The sequence below is a fragment of the Curtobacterium sp. MCPF17_011 genome (assembly GCF_003234145.1).
Taxonomy (GTDB): Bacteria; Actinomycetota; Actinomycetes; order Actinomycetales; family Microbacteriaceae; genus Curtobacterium.
Map to the genome: position 1 here is coordinate 339,448 of NZ_QKSK01000001.1, position 19,007 is coordinate 358,454.

The 19,007-nt window shown below is 71.7% G+C and carries 19 protein-coding genes; 13 read left to right on the forward strand and 6 right to left on the reverse strand.

The annotated features are described in order from the left end of the window. The first annotated feature begins 1 nt into the window (after position 1). Together DEJ25_RS01645 and DEJ25_RS01650 are read left to right on the forward strand one after the other, a co-directional pair. Positions 2–1,441 carry a DUF4832 domain-containing protein gene (locus DEJ25_RS01645; protein ID WP_111043562.1) on the forward strand — a complete coding sequence of 480 codons (1,440 nt, stop codon included), beginning with the start codon at positions 2–4 and terminating at the stop codon, positions 1,439–1,441. Between the two features lie 140 nt (positions 1,442–1,581). Further along, entirely contained in the window at positions 1,582–2,040 is a 459-nt protein-coding gene (locus DEJ25_RS01650) for a DUF3817 domain-containing protein (protein ID WP_111043714.1), read from the forward strand. A 191-nt stretch (positions 2,041–2,231) separates the two neighbouring features. Here the strand turns inward: DEJ25_RS01650 and DEJ25_RS01655 are convergent, their stop codons facing one another. Continuing rightward, positions 2,232–4,442: an NADP-dependent isocitrate dehydrogenase gene (locus DEJ25_RS01655; RefSeq protein WP_110902782.1), complete on the reverse strand. Its 2,211-nt coding sequence runs from the start codon at positions 4,440–4,442 to the stop codon at positions 2,232–2,234. Positions 4,443–4,593: 151 nt separating this feature from the next. Next, entirely contained in the window at positions 4,594–5,082 is a 489-nt protein-coding gene (locus tag DEJ25_RS01660) for a hypothetical protein (protein WP_110902783.1), read from the reverse strand. 147 nt (positions 5,083–5,229) lie between these two features. Here DEJ25_RS01660 and DEJ25_RS01665 point away from each other — a divergent pair, with 147 nt between their 5' ends. The 4 genes from DEJ25_RS01665 to DEJ25_RS01680 all read left to right on the forward strand — a co-directional run bounded on the left by DEJ25_RS01665 (position 5,230) and on the right by DEJ25_RS01680 (position 8,682). Then, positions 5,230–6,252: a M23 family metallopeptidase gene (locus DEJ25_RS01665; protein ID WP_111043563.1), complete on the forward strand. Its 1,023-nt coding sequence runs from the start codon at positions 5,230–5,232 to the stop codon at positions 6,250–6,252. 70 nt (positions 6,253–6,322) lie between these two features. Continuing rightward, positions 6,323–7,231 (forward strand): helix-turn-helix transcriptional regulator, encoded by a 909-nt coding sequence (locus DEJ25_RS01670; protein WP_181421486.1) that lies wholly within the window; start codon positions 6,323–6,325, stop codon positions 7,229–7,231. A gap of 59 nt (positions 7,232–7,290) precedes the next feature. After that, on the forward strand, positions 7,291–8,037 hold the full coding sequence (locus DEJ25_RS01675; protein WP_111043564.1) for a class I SAM-dependent methyltransferase: 747 nt from the start codon (positions 7,291–7,293) through the stop codon (positions 8,035–8,037). Between the two features lie 165 nt (positions 8,038–8,202). Further along, on the forward strand, positions 8,203–8,682 hold the full coding sequence (locus DEJ25_RS01680) for an FBP domain-containing protein (RefSeq protein WP_111043565.1): 480 nt from the start codon (positions 8,203–8,205) through the stop codon (positions 8,680–8,682). A 69-nt stretch (positions 8,683–8,751) separates the two neighbouring features. Here DEJ25_RS01680 and DEJ25_RS01685 read toward each other — a convergent pair whose 3' ends face one another. After that, entirely contained in the window at positions 8,752–9,171 is a 420-nt protein-coding gene (locus tag DEJ25_RS01685; protein ID WP_110902787.1) for a nuclear transport factor 2 family protein, read from the reverse strand. Beyond that, positions 9,168–10,178 carry an NADP-dependent oxidoreductase gene (locus DEJ25_RS01690; RefSeq protein WP_181421487.1) on the reverse strand — a complete coding sequence of 337 codons (1,011 nt, stop codon included), beginning with the start codon at positions 10,176–10,178 and terminating at the stop codon, positions 9,168–9,170. Before DEJ25_RS01690 ends, DEJ25_RS01685 begins: the two co-directional genes overlap by 4 nt. 93 nt (positions 10,179–10,271) lie before the next feature. On the opposite strand from DEJ25_RS01690, the gene DEJ25_RS01695 reads away from it, so the two are divergent. Further along, the gene (locus tag DEJ25_RS01695) at positions 10,272–10,814 is read left to right on the forward strand and encodes a TetR/AcrR family transcriptional regulator (RefSeq protein WP_110902788.1); all 543 of its coding nucleotides are present in this window, start codon (positions 10,272–10,274) and stop codon (positions 10,812–10,814) included. A 113-nt stretch (positions 10,815–10,927) separates the two neighbouring features. Here the strand turns inward: DEJ25_RS01695 and DEJ25_RS01700 are convergent, their stop codons facing one another. Beyond that, positions 10,928–11,914: an aldo/keto reductase gene (locus tag DEJ25_RS01700; RefSeq protein WP_110902789.1), complete on the reverse strand. Its 987-nt coding sequence runs from the start codon at positions 11,912–11,914 to the stop codon at positions 10,928–10,930. Between the two features lie 184 nt (positions 11,915–12,098). Continuing rightward, positions 12,099–12,485 (reverse strand): hypothetical protein, encoded by a 387-nt coding sequence (locus DEJ25_RS01705; RefSeq protein WP_111043566.1) that lies wholly within the window; start codon positions 12,483–12,485, stop codon positions 12,099–12,101. Positions 12,486–12,579: 94 nt separating this feature from the next. Between DEJ25_RS01705 and DEJ25_RS01710 the strand changes: the two genes are divergently transcribed. From DEJ25_RS01710 to DEJ25_RS01735, 6 genes are all read left to right on the forward strand, one after another. After that, positions 12,580–13,116 (forward strand): thioesterase family protein, encoded by a 537-nt coding sequence (locus DEJ25_RS01710; RefSeq protein ID WP_110902791.1) that lies wholly within the window; start codon positions 12,580–12,582, stop codon positions 13,114–13,116. A 16-nt stretch (positions 13,117–13,132) separates the two neighbouring features. Then, complete coding sequence (locus DEJ25_RS01715; protein WP_110902792.1) at positions 13,133–13,747, forward strand: YdeI family protein; 615 nt, start codon at positions 13,133–13,135, stop codon at positions 13,745–13,747. A gap of 9 nt (positions 13,748–13,756) precedes the next feature. Further along, positions 13,757–14,638 (forward strand): aldo/keto reductase, encoded by an 882-nt coding sequence (locus DEJ25_RS01720; RefSeq protein WP_110902793.1) that lies wholly within the window; start codon positions 13,757–13,759, stop codon positions 14,636–14,638. Positions 14,639–14,797: 159 nt separating this feature from the next. Next, entirely contained in the window at positions 14,798–15,400 is a 603-nt protein-coding gene (locus DEJ25_RS01725; RefSeq protein WP_110902794.1) for a PadR family transcriptional regulator, read from the forward strand. Beyond that, a complete protein-coding gene (locus tag DEJ25_RS01730) occupies positions 15,397–16,128 on the forward strand; it encodes an ABC transporter ATP-binding protein (RefSeq protein WP_111043567.1) in 732 nt (243 codons plus the stop codon). Before DEJ25_RS01725 ends, DEJ25_RS01730 begins: the two co-directional genes overlap by 4 nt. Further along, a complete protein-coding gene (locus tag DEJ25_RS01735; RefSeq protein WP_111043568.1) occupies positions 16,125–18,938 on the forward strand; it encodes an FtsX-like permease family protein in 2,814 nt (937 codons plus the stop codon). Before DEJ25_RS01730 ends, DEJ25_RS01735 begins: the two co-directional genes overlap by 4 nt. Positions 18,939–19,007 lie beyond the last annotated feature (69 nt).

A 19,007-nucleotide genomic window follows, 5' to 3' on the forward strand; every position in this document is an offset into this window, starting at 1 on the left:
GATGCAGCACCGCACCATCACCACCGCCGCACTCGCGGCCGTGATCGCACTCGCCGTGCCGACCAACGCGTGGGCGTCGTCGTCACACAGCGACCGTCACCCGACACCGACCAGCTCCACCGTGACCTACACGGCGAGCGATGCCGTCATCCCGAACCCCCAGCGCGGGTTCGACCACACCACCGAGACGCACTACCGCGCCGACGGCACGGGCTACACCCCGCTCGACGCCGCCACGCTCGAGGGCTACCGGGCCGACGGTGTCACCCAGATCGTCCGCGTGTTCTACATGGAGGCGTTCGTCGACCAGCGGCGCCTCAGCCCGGCCTGGCTCAAGCTGGTGCAGCACGACTACGACACCGCCCGTGCGGCCGGCGTCAGCGTGATCACCCGCTTCGCGTACGTCCAGGGCGGCAACTGGCCGTACTCGGCGCCGTACGGTGACGCCGACCTGCCGACCGTGCTCGCACACATCAAGCAGCTCACGCCGACGCTCCGCCGGAACGCCGACGTCATCCCGACCCTGCAGGAGGGCTTCATCGGCCTCTGGGGCGAGGGCTACTACACGGACCACTTCGCCAGCGACCCGGCCAACCCGGGCGTGCTGACCGACGCGGACAAGGACGCCCGACGCCAGGTCGTCAAGGCCGAGCTCGCTGCGCTGCCGTCCAGCCGCTCGATCCAGGTGCGCACCATGCAGATGAAGCAGGACGCACTCCGCACCACGTCGGGCACCGCCGGCGCACTCACGCCGCAGCAGGCGCACAACGGCTCGGCCGCCTCCCGGATCGGCCACCACAACGACTGCTTCCTCGCCTCGCCCGACGACTTCGGCACCTTCCTGACCGACCCGCTGTCGCTCGACCAGGACTACCTGGCCGCCGACTCCCGGTACGTCCCGGTCGGTGGTGAGACCTGCGCCGTGAACGCACCGCGGTCCGAGTACCCGTCCGCCTCGGCCGAGATGGCGAAGTACCACTACAGCTACCTGAACCTGGACTACAACAAGGACGTCCTGTCGACCTGGGGCCAGGCCGGCATGACGGACGCCGCGAAGAAGCTCGGCTACCGGTTCACGATGACCTCGAGCACCGTGACCTCCGGCAAGCACGCCGCGGTCTCGGTGTCCGTGCGCAACGACGGCTGGGCAGCGCCGTACAACCACCGTCCGGTGCAGCTCGTGCTGACCAACGGTCACCGGCACGTCACCGTGCCCGTCCGTGCCGACGCGTCGTCGTGGCAGCCCGGCACCACCGCGACCGTCACCGCGTCGCTCGCCGAGGTGCCGTCCGGCAAGTGGCAGGTCGCGCTCGCGATGCCCGCCGCCGAGCGCTCGGTCGCACGTGACCCGGCCTTCGCGATCCAGACTGCGAACGTCGGCACCTGGGACGCCGCCGCCGGTGTGAACCAGCTCGGGCAGGTGGTGACCGTCCGACGCTGACGCGGACTGCCGAACGACACAGACAGGACGCCCCGGGCTCTGCGGTCCGGGGCGTCCTGCTGTGGTTGGTCCGGGGCGTCCTGCTGTCGTTCCGCGCTCGTCCACGCGACTTCCACCCGGCGTCCGTCACGATGGAGGCCATGACCCCTCGATCCCTGTTCCGCGGCCTCGCGATCGCCGAACTCGTGACCTGGACGATGCTCCTGGTGGGCATGCTGTTGAAGTACGGCCTGGGTGCCGGTGACTGGCCGGTCCGGGTCGGAGGCGGGGTGCACGGCTTCGTGTTCCTGGCGTACCTGGTCGTCACGACGGTCGTCGCGGTGAACCAGCGGTGGTCGTTCGGCGCCACGGTGCTCGGGTGGGTGAGCGCGATCGTGCCGTACACGACGCTGCCGTTCGAGGTCGGAGTCGCCCGCCGCGGCATGCTCGACGGCGGCTGGCGTCGGCGCCTGGCAGCCGGGGAACGCCCCGGTCCGCTCGACCGGCTGCTCTTCGTGGTCGTGCGGCGCCCGGTGCTCTCGGCGCTGGTCGGTGTCGTGCTCGTCGCCGCCGTGTTCGGCGTGCTGCTGGCCCTCGGCCCGCCGGTCCCGTCCCGCTGAGTCGCCGCGCCGCAGCCGGGTCTGGGACGCGAAAGCGACAGATGTGGGCGGGAGAACCGGCGCGAACTGTCGCTTTCGCGTCTGGGACCGGCCACGCGGTACGCCGCCGTGCGCGCAGGCAGGGCGCGCACGACGGACGGGAGGCCCGGTGCCAGCTGGCACCGGGCCTCCCGTCCGTCGTGTGGTCGCGCCTACAGGCTCGCGAGCGCCGCGTTCAGCGTCGCCGACGGACGCATGACCGCACTGGTCTTGGCGTCGTCGGGCCGGTAGTACCCGCCGATGTCCGCCGGCTGGCCCTGCACCGCGACGAGCTCGTCGACGATCGTCTCTTCCTGGTCGGCGAGGGTCGTCGCGAGCCCCTGGAACGCCGCGGCGAGCTCGGTGTCCTCCGTCTGCGCGGCGAGCTCCTCGGCCCAGTACTTCGCCAGGTAGAAGTGGCTGCCACGGTTGTCGATCGAGCCGAGCTTGCGGCCGGGCGACTTGTCCTCGTCGAGGAAGGTCCCGGTGGCGCGGTCGAGCGTGTCCGCCAACACCTTCGCGCGGGCGTTGCCGGTCACACCGGCCAGGTGCTCGAGGCTGACCGCGAGGGCCAGGAACTCGCCCAGGCTGTCCCAGCGCAGGTAGTTCTGCTGCACGAGCTGCTGCACGTGCTTCGGCGCGGAACCGCCGGCACCGGTCTCGAACAGACCACCGCCGCCGAGGAGCGGGACGACGGAGAGCATCTTCGCCGAGGTGCCGAGCTCCATGATCGGGAACAGGTCGGTCAGGTAGTCGCGCAGGACGTTGCCGGTGACCGAGATGGTGTCCTCACCACGCCGGATGCGGTCGAGCGAGAAGCGCATGGCTTCTTCCGGCGACAGGATCTCGATCTGCAGCCCGTCGGTGTCGTGCTCCTGCAGGTAGGTGCGGACCAGGCCGATCAGGACGGCGTCGTGCGACCGGGTCTCGTCCAGCCAGAAGACCGCGGGCGTCGCGCTGGCACGGGCGCGGGTGACGGCGAGCTTCACCCAGTCGCGGATCGCGATGTCCTTCGTCTGGCAGGCGCGCCAGATGTCGCCCTGCTCGACGTCGTGCTCGAGGACCGTGTCCCCGGCGGCGTTCGTGACGCGGACGACGCCGTCGCCCGGCAGCTCGAAGGTCTTGTCGTGGGAGCCGTACTCCTCGGCCTTCAGCGCCATGAGCCCGACGTTCGGCACCGAACCCATGGTCGCCGGGTCGAAGGCGCCGTGGGCGCGGCAGTCCTCGATGACGGCCTGGTAGATGCCGGCGTAGCTGGAGTCCGGGATGACCGCGACGGTGTCGTGTTCGTCACCGTCCGGGCCCCACATGTGCCCGGAGGTGCGGATCATCGCGGGCATCGAGGCGTCCACGATGACATCGCTCGGGACGTGCAGGTTCGTGATGCCCTTGTCCGAGTCGACCATGGCCAGGTCCGGGCCGGCGTCGATGCCGTCCTGGAACGCCTGCTTGATCTCGGCACCGTTCGGCAGCGCGTCGAGCCCGGCGAGGACCGAGCCGAGGCCGTCGTTCGGCGTGAGCCCGGCGGCGGCGAGGTCGGCTCCGTAGCGCGCGAACACGTCGGGGAAGAACGCCCGGATGACGTGCCCGAAGATGATCGGGTCGGAGACCTTCATCATCGTGGCCTTGAGGTGGACGGAGAACAGGATGCCCTCGTCCGCCGCGCGCTGAATCTGCTTGCGGAGGAACTGCTCGAGCGCGGCGACGTGCAGCACGGTGCCGTCCACGACCTCACCGGCGACGACGGGGATCGACTGCTTGAGCACCTGCTCGCTGCCGTCCTGCCCGACGAAGGTGATCGTCAGGATGTCGTCGGCCGGGGCGACCCAGGTCTTCTCGTTGGAGCGGAAGTCGTCGACGCCCATGGTCACGACGTTCGTCTTGGAGTCCGAGCTCCACTTGCCCATGCGGTGCGGGTGCTTGCGGGCGTAGTTCTTCACGGACAGCGGCGCGCGGCGGTCCGAGTTGCCTTCGCGCAGGACCGGGTTGACGGCGCTGCCCTTGACGCGGTCGTAGCGGGCCCGGACGTCGCGCTCGTCGTCCGTGCTCGGCTCGTCGGGGTAGTCCGGCAGGTCGTAGCCCTGCGACTGCAGCTCGGCGATGGCGACCTTGAGCTGTGGGATCGAGGCCGAGATGTTCGGCAGCTTGATGATGTTCGCCTCGGGCGTCCCGGCGAGCTCGCCGAGCTCCGCCAGGGCGTCGTCCAGGCGCTGCTCAGCACTGAGCCGCTCCGGGAACAGGGCGATGATCCGGCCCGAGAGCGAGATGTCTCGGGTCTCCACGTCGACGCCCGCGGTCTTCGCGAAGGACGCGATGACGGGCAGGAAGGAGTGGGTGGCGAGGAACGGGGCCTCGTCGGTGAGCGTGTAGATGATCTTGGCCATGCTGGCGGGTACTCCCTTGTTCGCGCGGTCCGTGCCCCCCACGCTACTCGCGGCGTGAGATGTCTCGACATCAAGATACCCGTCCTGTGGACGGGCACCACTGCCGGCCGCACCTGTGGAGGAAGGGCACAGCACCGCAGGGCTCCGGGGCTCAGACCGTCAGGCGGAACACCCGGAGGCCGGCGGCCCGCAGCCCTGCCGTCCCGAGCCGTGTGCGCAGGTTCCGGAAGGGTCGGCGGAACCCCGACTCCGCCGTGGCCACACCGAGCTGGTGCAGGACCTCTGCCGTCAGGGCGTGTTCGAGCTTCGGCGCGAGCCTGGTGACCCGCGAGACGGTGATGACGATGCGGACCGCGCCCGGGCGGAGCAGGGGCTCGAGCATCTCGGCGGCTTCCTGCGCACGGTGGAACGCGGGGTCCTCGCCGGGCCGGCGGATCGCGATGACGGCGAGTTCGGCACTTCCGCTCCCGTCCACCTCGGGCACGTCGTCGACACCGACGACGTGCATCCGTGTCGCGTCGACCCCGGCACGGACGGCAGCCGCCCGCAGGACGGGGAGCAGGTCCTGGGTACCGGCGAGCACGACCTCCGCCGACCGCAGGTCGATGGGTTCGTGCCGCTCCCGCGGCGATCGGGCCATGAGGGGTCCTCTCCGTCGCTTGCCTCGACCCTACTGATCCACAGCCGGGAGGCCCGGATCCGGTCGCTCTCCGCACTCCCCACCGCAGATGGCCGCGGAACGAGGGGCTGTACAACCGGACAGCTTCGTGCAGAATGGGCTCCGGCCATGACTCCCCCAGATGCAGACCACCCCAGCAGCACGCCCGTCGTGCACCTGACGCGTCGCGCTGCCCTGGCGGCGGAGCGGGCCGAGCAGGCCGCCGCGACGAAGCCGCGCCTGCGAGCTGCGCGACCGGCAGCCGTCCCGGACGTCGCGACCCGGGACGTCACCACCCCGGTCGTCGCGACCCCGGACGTCACCGCCCCGGTCGTCGCGGCCCCGGTCGTCACGCAAGCCGACACCCGCATCCGCCGGGTCCCGCGGCGGGCTGTCGCGATCGCCAGCACGACGACGGTCGGCACCGGCACCGCGAGCACCACGACTCCCGTCAGCCGCCGACGCGGAGCCCGGGCCAGCCAGCTCACCCTGACGAGCGCCGCCGCCGCCCTCGCCATGTTCGGTGCCGCCGCGATGCCCGCTCACGCCGGCACCGGGGGGTCCTCGGCGATCGCGACCCTCGCCCCCGCGGTGAGCACCCAGGACTTCGCCGTCACCCAGGTGGCGCTCCCGAGCACCTCGCGCGACGGCTTCACGGTCGGCGGCGGTGTCGCGTCGACGGACGCCGGCGCCGTGGTGGCCGGTGAGACGGTGACCTACGGCGACGCGATCCGCTCCCCGTTCCCGGGCGCGGTCCGGATGAGTTCGGGCTTCGGGTACCGCTCCGCTCCTTGCGGCGCGTGCTCGTCCCTGCACCAGGGGCTCGACTTCAACCCGGGCATGGGCGCTCCGATCGGCGCCGTCGCCGCGGGCACCGTCCGGGTGTCGGGGATCTACTTCTCGTACGGCGAGACCGTCATCATCGACCACCAGGTGGACGGCCGGAAGGTCTCGACCCTGTACGGCCACATGATCCCCGGGTCGTCGCCCCTGCAGGTCGGCGACCGCGTGGAGCCCGGACAGTTCATCGGCAGCGTCGGGTCCTCCGGTGTCTCGACCGGAGCCCACCTGCACCTCGAGGTCCTGATGGACGGCACCCTGCCGGTCGACCCGGCCGCCTGGCTCGCCGCCCACACCGGCCGCGCACTCTAACGAGCAGGTCTCCGAACCGGTACCGGGCCTCCCGTCCGGTGCCGGAGGGACGCACACGTAGCCTTGGCGCATGGGTATCGACGTCCGCAACGAGATCCGCGACTTCCTGTCCAGCCGTCGAGCCCGGCTCACCCCGGACCAGGCCGGCATGCCGGCCTTCGGCGGAGGCACCCGGCGCGTCCCGGGACTCCGACGACACGAGGTCGCGATGCTCGCCGGCGTCAGCGTCGACTACTACACACGGCTCGAACGAGGCACCCTGAAAGGCGTCTCCGAGGGCGTGCTCGACGGCCTCGCCACGGCGCTCCAGCTGGACGAGGCAGAGCGGGCGCACCTGGCGGACCTCGCGCACCTGGCGAACGCCGGTGTGAAGACCACCCACCGTCCGGTGCCGACGTCGGTGCGCCCGGCGGTGCAGCGACTACTCGACGCGATCACCGGCGCCCCGGCGTGGGTGCGCAACGAGCGGCTCGACATCGTCGCCGCGAACACCCTCGGCCACGCGCTCTACGCCCCCGTCTTCGCCGGCGCCGGACGTCCGGTGAACACGGCGCGCTTCGCGTTCCTCGACCCCGCGGCCCGCGACTTCTTCCCCCGCTGGGAGCAGACCGCCCGCGACGCCGTGGCCGTCCTCCGCACCACGGCGGCATCGAACCCGTGCGAGCCCGGGCTGATGACACTGGTCAGCGAGCTCTCGGCGAAGAGCGAGGAGTTCCGCACCTGGTGGGCCGAGCACGACGTCCACGTGCACCGCTCGGGCCGGAAGCACCTACACCACCCGATCGTCGGTGACCTCGAGCTGACGTTCGAGGCGCTCGACCTGGTGGCCGACCCCGGGCTGACGGTGTTCACGTACGGCGCCGACGCCGGGTCGGAGTCCGAACGGTCCCTGTCGCTCCTCGGCACCTGGGCCGCCACCGAGCTGGCCGAGCAGCGTGCGGCGGCCCGGACCTCGGAGCCGGTCGACCAGGTCGACTGAGACCGGCTTCGACAGACCGGGACCGGGTGCCGACGACGTCACCGCCGTAGGCTGACGGCGTGACGAGGACTGCGGACGGACCCGCCGGCGAGGCCGAGCACGGCAGGGCCGACAGCACCGCCGACAGCGCGTCCCGTCACCGCCGGCCGGAGCCGGTCTTCGAACGGGCGATCCGGGTGGCGCTCGGGCAGGCCCGCACGGTCCTCCACGTCCGAGCCGGTGCGGATGCGGGCGCTGGTGCCGGCGCGTACGAGCCGCGCGACCGGGACCTGACCGCCGTCGAGCCTCCCGACGAGGCCCTGCCCTTCGCCGACGACTCGTTCGACGCCGCCTCGTCGGCCTTCGCACTGCCCGTGTGGCCCGACCTGGAACGGGGTCTCGCCGAGGTCCGTCGGGTCACCCGTGGGCCGGTCGTCCTGCTCACCCGCGACCCGGCCCGCATCGAGGACCACTGGCTCGCCGACTACGCCCCGGACGTCCTGGCGAACGAGGCCCGGCGCTGGCCGACACTCGACCGGATCGGCGACGCCCTCGGCGGGGTGGTCACGACGACGCCCGTGCCGATCCCCTTCACGTGCGTCGACGGGTTCTCCGAGGCGTACTACGCCCGGCCGGAACGACTGCTCGACGCCAGCGCGCGCCGGGCCGACCCGGCGTGGGTCTCGGTCGACGAGATGACCGCCGCCCGCTCGGTCGCCGCCCTCCGCACCGCGATCGAGGACGGCTCGTGGGACGCCCGGTACGGCCGGCTCCGCGTGCAGCCGTCGTACGAGGGCTCGCTGGTGCTCGTCGTCGCCCAGCCGTAAGGTGAGGCCGTGAGCAACCGTTCCGAGGAGGTCGTCGGCGCCTGCGCCGACATCAGGGCCTGACGCCCCTGCCGTGTCATCGACACGGCTTCGTCGTCGACCCCTCCAGAACGAACGCACCTGAGACGCACACTGCTGCGCCGGTGCCAGAACGACAGGTTCACCATGCTCCCGATCACCATCGAGGCCCTCCGCGCCTCCTTCGTCAACGCCTCCCGCCGCGAGGTCACCGACATGACCGTCCCCGACCTCGACGCCGTCGACTGGGAGGACCTGACCTTCCTCGGGTGGCGTGACCCGAAGACCTCGCGTCGGGCCTACGCGGTCATCCCGACCCTCGACGGCGCCCTGATCGGCATCGTGTTCCGGCAGGCCGAAGCGTCGCCACGCTCCCGTGCCCAGTGCTCGTGGTGTCAGGACGTGAAGCTGCCGAACGACGTGGTCTTCTACTCGGCCAAGCGCTCCGGTCCGGCGGGTCGGAAGGGCGACACCGTCGGCACCCTGGTCTGCCAGGACTTCCAGTGCTCGCGGAACGTCCGGAAGACCCCGCCACCGGCGTACGAGGGCTACGACGTCGAGGCCGCACGGCTCCGGCGCATCGAGGACCTGCAGCTCCGCGTCGCGGGCTTCGCCGCCGAGGTCTGACCCGGGACCTGGACCGCTCAGGGACGGACGGGAGGCGCGGTGCCGGCCCGCACCGCGCCTCCCGTCCGGTCAGTGCGGCAGCGGTGGGTTGTCGAACGCGATGCGGAGCGTTGCGATCCGCCACACCTCGTCGGCCACGCTGAGCGTGAAGGTGGCCGTGCCCGTCGCGACGATGACCGGCGTGGTGCCGTCGACGGCGATCAGCGTCAGGAGGGCGGTCGCCCGGCTGGTCCCGTCCGCGGCACCCGTGATGACGGTGTTCGTGAGCAGGTGCCGCTGCTGGACGGGCGGCCCGTCCGGTGGTGCGGAAGCGAAACCGATGATGGCGTCCCGCCCGCGGATCGGGCCCATGACGACCTGGTCCCTGACGGCGAAGGACCATTCGGCGTCGTCCCGGTGCACGGCGGCGAGGGCGTCGAGGTCGTGCGTATCGAGCGCCGAGCCGTACTGCGCGATGACCTGCTGGATCTCGTGGGTGGCGGCGCTCATGCGACGGTGAGCACGATCTTGCCTTCGAGGTGGCCTGCGGCGGCCCGCTCGTGCGCGAGCTGCGCGTCGGCCAGGGTGAAGGTGCTGTCGATCGCGACGCGCACGACCCCCGTCTCGAGGAGTTCGGCGAGCTGGGCGAGCTGGGCACCGCTCGCGCGCACCTGGGTGCTCGAGACCGACACCTCCGCGGCCGCGGCCTGCTCGGGGTCGACGGGACCGGAGAAGACCGGGAAGAGCGCACCACCGCGCGTGACGTTCGCGAGGAACCGACCGGTGGCCGGCCCGCCGACACTGTCGAGGACGAGGTCGAACTCCGCACCGGATTCCTCGGGGGGCGTCACCGTGTAGTCGAGGAACTCGTCCGCTCCGAGTTCCTCGAGGAACTGTCGGTGCGCTCCCGAAGCGACCGCGACGACGTACGCGCCCTTCCACTTCGCGAGCTGGACGGCGATGTGGCCCACACCGCCGGCGGCTCCGTTGACCAGGACCCGGGTTCCCTCGTGCAGCGGCACCGGGCGGTGCAGCTCCGCTTGGAACGGCGGCACGGTGTCGTGCCCGAGCTCGATGAGGAACTGCCAGGCCGTCAGCCCCGCCATCGGCGCCGCGGCCGCGTGGACGTGGTCGATGCTCGCCGGCTTGTGCGCCAGGTCGGTCGCCGGTGCCGCGACGTACTCCGCGTACGCGTTCGCCGGGGCGTCCGGGAAGCGGATCAGGCCGAAGACCTCGTCGCCGGGCACGAAGTCCGTGACGTCGGGGGCGACCGCTTCGACCACGCCGGAGATGTCCGAGCCGAGGATCAGGGGGTAGGCGAGGACGGGTCGCCACTCCGGCGGCAGGATCGTCATGCCGTCCCGCATGTACCAGTCCGGTGGGTTGAGCCCGATGGCGTGGACCCGGACGAGCACCTCGCCCGCCTGCGGCTCCGGCCGGGTCACCTGCTCGTACCGCAGGACCTCCGGTCCGCCCGGGGTGTGGACCTGGACTGCGTGCATCATCAACTCGGTCATCGTGTCTGCCTGTCGGTCATCTAGACTGGACCGAAGTGGACCAGTGATCCGAATATATGGACCACTGATCCAGATAGCAAACGAGGTGCCCGGATGCGAGCAGACGCACGCAAGAACCACGATGCCCTGGTGGACGCGGCTGCCGCCGTCTTCGCTGAGGACGGGGCCGACGCGTCCCTCCGCGTCATCGCCCGTCGTGCCGACGTCGGCCTGGCGACGCTCCTCCGGAACTTCCCGACCCGGGACGCCCTGCTCGAGGTGCTGCTCCGCACCGGCTTCACGGAACTGGCTGAGCACGGACGAGCCCTGATGACGGCGGACGACCCCCGCGCTGCGCTGCTCACCTGGGTCCGGGAGTTCGTCAGGAGCGCCGACGTCTACCGTGGTGTCATCGACGTCATGGCCTCGGCGATCCACGACCCGGACTCCGCCCTGCATGCCGCGTGCGTCGAGATGCGGACGTCGGGCGCGGAGCTGCTCGCACGCGCGCAGCAGGCCGGGGTCGCTCGGTCCGACCTGGACGGCGACGACCTGTTCATCCTCGCCGCCGGCTTCGCGTGGACGCGCAGCCAGGCTTCCGCACCCGCTCGCCGCGAGCACGTCCTCGACGTGCAGCTCGCGTCGCTCGGGACCTGATCGCGGCCCCCCGGGCCGATGACGAGTGGCCGTCCGCGCGACGCCCCACGCGGAGACGGACGGGAGGCCCGGTGCCAGCTGGCACCGGGCCTCCCGTCCGACCGGTGGTCGCGTCAGCGACCGATGCTGGACATGTCCGGGTAGCGGTCGCCGGTCGGCAGCGGCAGCGACGTCAGGCGCTCGACCTGCTCGGCAGTGAGGGTGAGGTCGGCGCCGCCGACGTTCTCCTCGAGGCGCGTGACGCGCTTCGTGCCGGGGATCGGGACGATGTCGTCGCCCTGGGCGAGCAGCCAGGCGAGCGCGACCTGCGCCGGGGTGCCGCCGACCTCGTCCGCGATGCCCTTCACGACGTCGACGATCTTCATGTTCGCCGCGAATGCCTCCTGCTGGAAGCGCGGGTTCGCGGAGCGGAAGTCGTCGTCACCCAGGTCGGACGGCTTCGTGATGGCTCCGGTGAGGAACCCACGGCCGAGCGGCGAGTACGGCACCAGACCGATGCCGAGCTCACGGAGGGTGTCGAGCACGTCACCCTCGGGGTCCCGCGTCCAGAGCGAGTACTCGCTCTGGAGGGCCGTGATCGGGTGGACGGCGTGGGCCTTCCGGATCGTGGCGGCACTGGCCTCGGAGAGACCGATGTGGCGGATCTTGCCCTCCTGCACGAAGCCGGCGAGCTGTCCGATGACGTCCTCGATCGGCACGGCCGGGTCGACGCGGTGCTGGTAGTAGAGGTCGATGTGGTCGGTGCCGAGCCGGCGGAGCGAGCCCTCGAGGGCGACGCGGACGGACTCCGGCGCACTGGAGATCGCGCGGGTCTGGGTCGGCGTCTGCTCGTCGGCCTCGTGGTGGTACAGGCCGAACTTGGTGGCGATGACGACCTCGTCGCGGCGGCCGTGCAGGGCCTCGGCGAGGAGCTCCTCGTTCGTGTACGGGCCGTACGCCTCGGCGGTGTCGAAGAGCGTGACGCCGAGGTCGATGGCGCGGTGGATGGTGCGGATGGACTCGGCGTCGTCCGAGCCGGCACCCGAGTAGAAGGCACTCATGCCCATGGTGCCGAGGCCGATCGCACCGACCTGGAGGTCGGCGAGTGTGCGTGTCTGCATGCGTGGTCCTTTCGTTCGCAGTCCCCGGTGTACTCGCCTCCGCCGGAGCCGAGGGAGGCACTGACCGTGCCCGCCTGACGGGAATGCACGGCAGCGGCGTCTGCGCACGAGACCACGAACGCCGACGGACCCGGTCCGCGCGATGTGCGCGGTACCGGGTCCGTCGGGTGGTGCGAGCTGGTCGTCAGTGCTTGCGGAAGTACGCGTTCGACGCCGGCAGGAACATCAGTACGGTGGCGACGATGACCAGGATCAACGTGATCGTCCCGAAGACCGAGAAGGCGGCGAAGATGCCGAGCAGCTGCAGGATCGCCAGGACGAGCAGCACGATGCGGGCCCAGTTCCGGCCGTCACGCATCTTGAAGACGATGAAGAGCTCGACGAGTGCGATGACGATCGCGATGACCGCGCCGACCGTCAGCCCCGCGCGCATGGTCGTGTCGTCCGTCTGCGATCCGACACCGATGACGTTGATGATGCCGCCGATGATGCCGACGACGACGACGATCAGCCAGAGGATGAACGAGACGGTGACCGTGGTCGGACGACCGGTCGCGGAGGTGGTGCTCATGCTGAGGATCCCTTCGTGGCTCGGCGAGCCTGTTGAAGCTGAACGTAGTCTTCAAAACAGCTGATGTCCGTTCTCCGCGTGGTCGGATCGGGGCGTGAACCTGACCTTCCGGCTCCTGTTGCTGACGCTGCGCGTGCGCCTCTCCCCGCGTCGCCGGCTGTCGCTGTGGGACGAGTCGCGGACCCCGTTCCGCGTGACGCTCACGGACCTGGACCCGCTCCGGCACGTGAACAACGGCAAGTACCTGTCGCTGCTCGACCTCGGCCGCTTCGAGCTGATGCTCCGGTCGGGTGCCTGGCGCACCTTCGGTGAGCACGGGTGGTACCCGGTCGTCGCCGCGCAGACGATCACCTACAAGCGGTCGCTGACGCTCGGGCAGCGCTTCGAGTTGCGGTCGCGGGTGCTCGGTGTGGACGAGCGCGCCGTGTACATGGAGCAGACCTTCGTCCGCCACGAGGACGTCATAGCCCGGGCCGTCGTGCAGGCCCGGTTCCTCCGTCGGACGGGAGGCACGGTGCAGCCCGACGAGCTGCTCCCGGCCGTCGGTGGGTCACCCCGCGACCTGACCCTGCCGGGCTGGGTGACGGCCTGGGCCGACGCCGTGCGGGTCAGCGGCGCCGGGAGGGCCTGAGTCCTACCATCGGGCCATGGAGATCGAGCCGTTCGTCGTCGCCGACGCCGCTGCCTGGCGCGCCTGGTTGGACGGCCACGAGGACCTGTCCGACGGGGTGTGGCTGGTGCTCGCGAAGAAGGGCACCACGAGTCCGACGAGCCTGACGTACGCGCAGGCCCTCGACGAGGCGCTCTGCTCGGGGTGGATCGACGGGTCCAAGCGCGGGCTCGACGCGGCCACGTTCCTCCAGCGGTTCACCCCGCGGCGGAAGGCGTCGCTGTGGTCGCAGCGGAACGTCGGGTTGGTCGCGGGGCTGATCGCGGCCGGACGGATGCGGTCCCGTGGGCAGGCGGAGATCGACCGGGCGCAGGCCGACGGCCGGTGGGACCGGGCGTACGCGGGTGCGGCGACCGCCGAGGTGCCCACCGACCTCCGTGTGGCGCTCGACGTGGTGCCGACGGCGGCTGCGCTGTTCGCGGACCTCGACGCGACGAACCGGTACGCCGTCGTGCACCGGGTGGTGACTGCTCCGAGTCCGACGGCGCGAGCGAACCGGGTGGCGAAGCTGGTCGGGATGCTCGAGCGCGGTGAGACGCCGTACCCCCGTGCCCGGGCGGACCCTCAGGAACGTGGTGCCGGGCAGGCGTAGACCGGGTGGATGACCACTGGCACTGACACCACGAACCGTCCGGCCGCATCTTCCGGCACCTTCCGCATCGGCGGGGACCTCGAGGTCAACCGCCTCGGCTACGGCACCATGCAGCTCACGGGCCCCGGCGTGTGGGGACCGCCGAAGGACCACGACGAGGCGATCCGCGTCCTCAAGCGCGCCGTCGAACTCGGGGTGAACTTCTTCGACACCGCGGACTCCTACGGCCCCTACGTCGCCGAGGAGCTCCTCAAGGAGGCCCTCCACCCCTACGGCGACGACGTCGTCATCGCGACCAAGGCCGGCCTGACCCGCACCGGCCCGAACGAGTGGCCGCCGGTCGGCCGCCCGGAGTACCTGCGCCAGGAGGCCGAGATGAGCCTCCGCCGCCTGGGTCTCGAGCGCATCGACCTGTTCCAGCTGCACCGCATCGACCCGAAGGTCCCGCTCGAGGACCAGATCGGTGAACTCAAGAAGCTGCAGGACGAAGGCAAGATCCGCCACATCGGGCTGTCCGAGGTCTCCGTCGACGACGTGAAGGCCGCGCAGGAGATCGCCACGATCGTCTCCGTGCAGAACCTCTACAACCTCACCGACCGGTCGGCCGAGGAGCTCCTCGACTGGTCCGAGCAGCAGGGCATCGGGTTCATCCCGTGGTTCCCGCTCGCGACCGGTGGGCTGACCGGCGATGACTCGCCGCTGACCGAGCTGGCGAAGCAGAAGGACGCCACCCCGGCGCAGGTCGCACTGGCCTGGCTGCTCAAGCGTTCGCCCGTCATGCTGCCGATCCCGGGCACGTCGAGCGTCGACCACCTCGAGGACAACCTGCAGGGCGCGACGATCGAGCTCTCCGACGACGAGTTCCAGGAGCTGTCGAAGCTGCACAGCTGACGCACCGAACCGCATGACAGGAGGCTCCCCACCGGTCCGGTGGGGAGCCTCCTGTCCGTCGTCCGGATGATCTCCGTCCCGACCGCTTGCCGAACCATACCGGGTATGTGCATACTCGGTATGCCCGAGGGGAAGTGCTCCGACGGTCGAGGGGGAACGATGAGCGTTCGCATGGGCGTACTCGCACTGCTGGTGGCCGAGCCGGGCTACGGCTACCAGCTCCGGGGGGAGTTCGAGCACCGCACGGGGGGCAGCTGGCCGCTGAACATCGGCCAGGTCTACACGACGCTCGACCGGTTGGAACGCGACGGTCTCGTGGCCCGCGGCGACGCCGACGACGACGGACACGTCGTCTACACGGCGACCGACGCCGGGCGTGAGGCCGTCGACCGCTGGTTCAACGAGCCGGTCCCCACCAAGCGCGGTCGCGACGAGCTGGCGATCAAGTTCGCGATCGCGGTCACCGTGCCCGACGTGGACGTCCGACACCTGGTGCAGGTGCAGCGGACTGCGGCGCTCCGGGCGCTGCAGGACCTGACCCGACTGAAGCGCACGACGGACCCGGCGACGGAACTGGCGTGGTCACTCGTGCTCGAGTCGATGGTGTTCCAGGCGGAGTCCGAGGTCCGGTGGCTCGACCACGTCGAGTCGAGCGTCGCGCGGTACCAGCCGGCGCCCCGAGCCACGATCGACACCCCCGACGACGAGGACGCCTACGGCAGCGAGCCAACCGGCCGCCGTGGCACGGGAGCCGTCCGATGAGCACCGCACCGCTGCTGGAACTCGACGCCGTCGCCGTGCAGTACGGCAGCGGCGCGCAGGCTGTGACCGCCCTGGCCGGTGTCGACCTGACGATCCGACCGGGCGAGATGGTCGCCGTGATGGGCACCTCAGGCTCGGGCAAGTCGACACTGCTGTCCGTCGCCGGCACCCTGATGCCCCCGACGAGCGGCGAGGTCCGCATCGACGGCGAATGGGTGTCCGACCGGCCCGCCCGTGAACTCGCAGCGCTGCGGCGACGGGTGCTCGGGTTCGTGTTCCAGGACTTCAACCTCATCCCCTCCCTGACCGCGATCGAGAACGTGGCGCTGCCGCTGGAGCTCGACGGCTGGCGGACCGGGCGTGCACGGAAGGCCGCTGAGCTCGCGCTCGAGAGCGTCGAACTCGGACACCGTCTGGACGCCTGGCCGGACGACCTCTCCGGTGGTCAGCGACAGCGCGTCGCCATCGCCCGCGGGGTCGTCGGGGACCGCAAGCTCGTCCTCGCCGACGAGCCGACCGGTGCCCTCGACTCGCAGACCGGCGAGGTCGTCCTCCGCATGCTCCGTCGGCACGTCGACTCCGGTGCCGGCGCACTGCTCGTCACGCACGACGCCCGGCACGCCGCGTGGGCGGACCGCATCGTGTTCCTCCGCGACGGCCGGATCGTCGACGAGTCGTCGTACGCCGGCGTCGAGCTGGCCCTGACCGACGTGCAGGAGCGACCGTGAGCGAGCGGCCCCGGCGGGACACACACCGTCCGACGATCCGCAGCCGCTCCCCGTTCGCCGTCCGCCCGGCACTGCTGCTGGCCCGACGTCTGGCGTTCGCCCGGCCCGGGCGTGCGGTGCTCGTCGCGGCGCTCATCGGCTTGCCGATCGCCGGCCTGGCCGCGGGCGGGGTGCTCATCGCGTCGAGCACGCAGAGCACCGAGGACCGGTTGACCGTCGAGCTCGGGCAGTCCGCGGCGATGCTCGAGGCGAACGGCCCGGACCTCGCCGGCATGCGGCAGGACCCGGTGGACCGGTACACGTCGACCATCGCGAAGAAGAGCCCGCTGCAGCGGTACTACGACCGTCCGGACACCTCCGACGCCGACGCCAGCGCCTTCCCGACGCCCGACCTGCTGGGCTCGGTACCCGACGGCGCGGCGTCGATCCCGGTCCGGCAGGGCACCGCGGTCGTCAGCGGCCCCCGCGTCCCGGTCACGGTCAACGCCGTCGAGGGCCAGACCTGGGCCGGCGCACTCCAGGGGCACTGGGAGCGCATCGACGGCGGTGTCCCGCGGTCCGGGGACGAGGTCCTCGTCACCCCGGCGACCCTCGATCGTCTGGACATCGCCGTCGGCCAGACGCTCCAGCTCAACGACCCCGTCCAACGGCAGGTCACCGTCGTCGGGACGCTCCGCGACCTGGGTGTGCCGAGTTCGACCCTCGCGGTCTTCGGCGAGTGGGGGTCGCTCGGGCTCGAGGACGACGGCACCGCACAGGTGTTCCTGCCCGACCGCAGCGTCACCTGGCCCGAGATCCAGCGGTACAACGACCACGGCATCGTCGTCGAGTCGCGTGCCGTCGTGCTCCACCCGCCGTTCCCGAGCACGAGCACGCGCGGCGCGGGGTCCCTCATCAGCTACGGGTACGTCGGCCTGGCCGGGGTGTTCGCCCTCTTCGAGGTCGGGCTGCTCGCGGCGGCCGCGTTCCTGGTCAGCTCGCGAGCCGACACCCGGACCCACGCGGTGCTCGCCAGCGTCGGCGGGGACCGGCGCTTCCTGTTCACCGTGGTGTCCTCGTCCGGGCTCGTGCTCGGTGCCGTGGGGGCCGTCGTCGGCAGCGCGCTCGGCATCGTCGGCGGTGTCGTCGCGTTCCACCTGCTCGACTCCGGCGACCGCGCGCAGTACCCCGGCGTCCACCTGCCCTGGCTGGTGCTGCTCGTCGTCCTGGTCCTCGGGCTCCTGGCCGGCTGGGCGGCGTCGCTCGTCGCCGCCCGGAGCGCCAGCCGGGTCGACGTGGACAGCGCCCTCCGTGGTGCGACCCGCCCCGCCCCGGTGTCGCGTCGACGACGGGCCGCGGCGGCCGGACCGGTGCTCGCCGTCGTCGGCATCGTGATGACCCTGGCCTGCGGCATCGGGGTCCTCGCCCTGAACGCCCGCCCCGTCCAGGAGGACCACCTGGCCCTCGTCGTCGGCGCCGGGGTCGCGCTCGGGCCGTGCCTGGCGCAGCTCGGCATCGTCATGGCCGCCCGTCGACTGCTCGGCGCGGTCGCCCGCGTCGGCGAACGGTTCGGCCTGCCCGCCCGGATCGCCGTGCGGGACGCCGTCCGCAACCCGGTCCGGACCGTCCCGGTGCTCGCGAGCGTGATGAGCGTCGTGTTCGTCGCGACCGTCGTCCTGACCTTCACCGCGTCGCAGTCGACCCAGAGCAACGAGCAGTACGAGTTCAGGACCGCGACGGGCGTCGGGACGACCGCGGTCACCGACGTCGACGGGGTGCCGGACGCCGACCTCACCGCGCGGGCGGTCCGCGTCGTGCGACAGGTCGTCCCGGAAGCCCACCTCCGCGTGCTCGGCGCGGGCGTCGAGAACCGCTCGGACGACGCCCCGGTGACGTTGCCGGTCGACGTGCACCGCCCCGACTGCACGAGCGCCGGCAGCGGACCCTGCGCCGGGTGGTTGGTGGGGCCGGACAGCACCAGCCCGCACGTCCTGACGGGCAGCGCCGACGACCTCGGCGTGCTGATCGGACACCGGCCCTCCCGGGCCGCCCGGGCAGCGCTCGAGCGCGGTGACGCCGTCGCCGTCCGCCCCGAGTTCGTCCAGGACGGTGTCGTCCGGTTCGACACCCGCAAGGCATCGCAGTTCGCGATGTACGGGGAACGACCGACCGGTCGGCCCCTGCACACCATGACCGTCCCGGCCGTGGTCGAGCACACCGACGAGCCGCTGCAGATCGCCGTCTTCCTCACCCCGCAGGGTGCCGCACGCCACGGCCTGGAGACCGAGCCGAACTACCTGGTCGGGAGCTTCCCCGACGGCATGTCGACGGAGCGCTCCGACGCCCTCGCCGCCACCTGGCAGGCCTCCGCCGGACAGCAGGCGGAGTCCTGGTACCCGTCGTTCACCGTCGAGGCCGGACCGCAGGACCCGTTCCGTCCGATCGCCCTGGTCGTCGTCCTGCTCGCCGGCATCGTCACCCTCGGGGCCACGACCGTCGCGATCGGACTGGCCCGCGCCGACGGCCGCCGCGACGACGAGGTCCTCGACGCGATCGGCGCCTCACCCGGGGTCCGTCGCCGCGTCTCCACCTGGCAGGCCGCGGTGCTGACCCTGGTCGGTTCGCTGGTCGGCGTCGCGCTGGGGGTCCTGCCGCTCCGGGCACTCACGCTGCGGTTCACCCCCACCCCGCTCGGCGTCTCGCACCTGCCGTTCGCGCCGGACCCGACCTCGCTCGTCGTGCTCGCGCTCGGCCTGCCGCTGCTGGTCACCGCCGGGGTGGGGGCCGTCGCGGGGCGTCGGCGGAAGGTGGCGGTGCGCCGGACGGCCTGACGGCGGACGGCCTGCACGCCGGACGGGAGGCGCGGTGCCAGCTGAAACCGGGCCTCCCGTCCGGTGTGC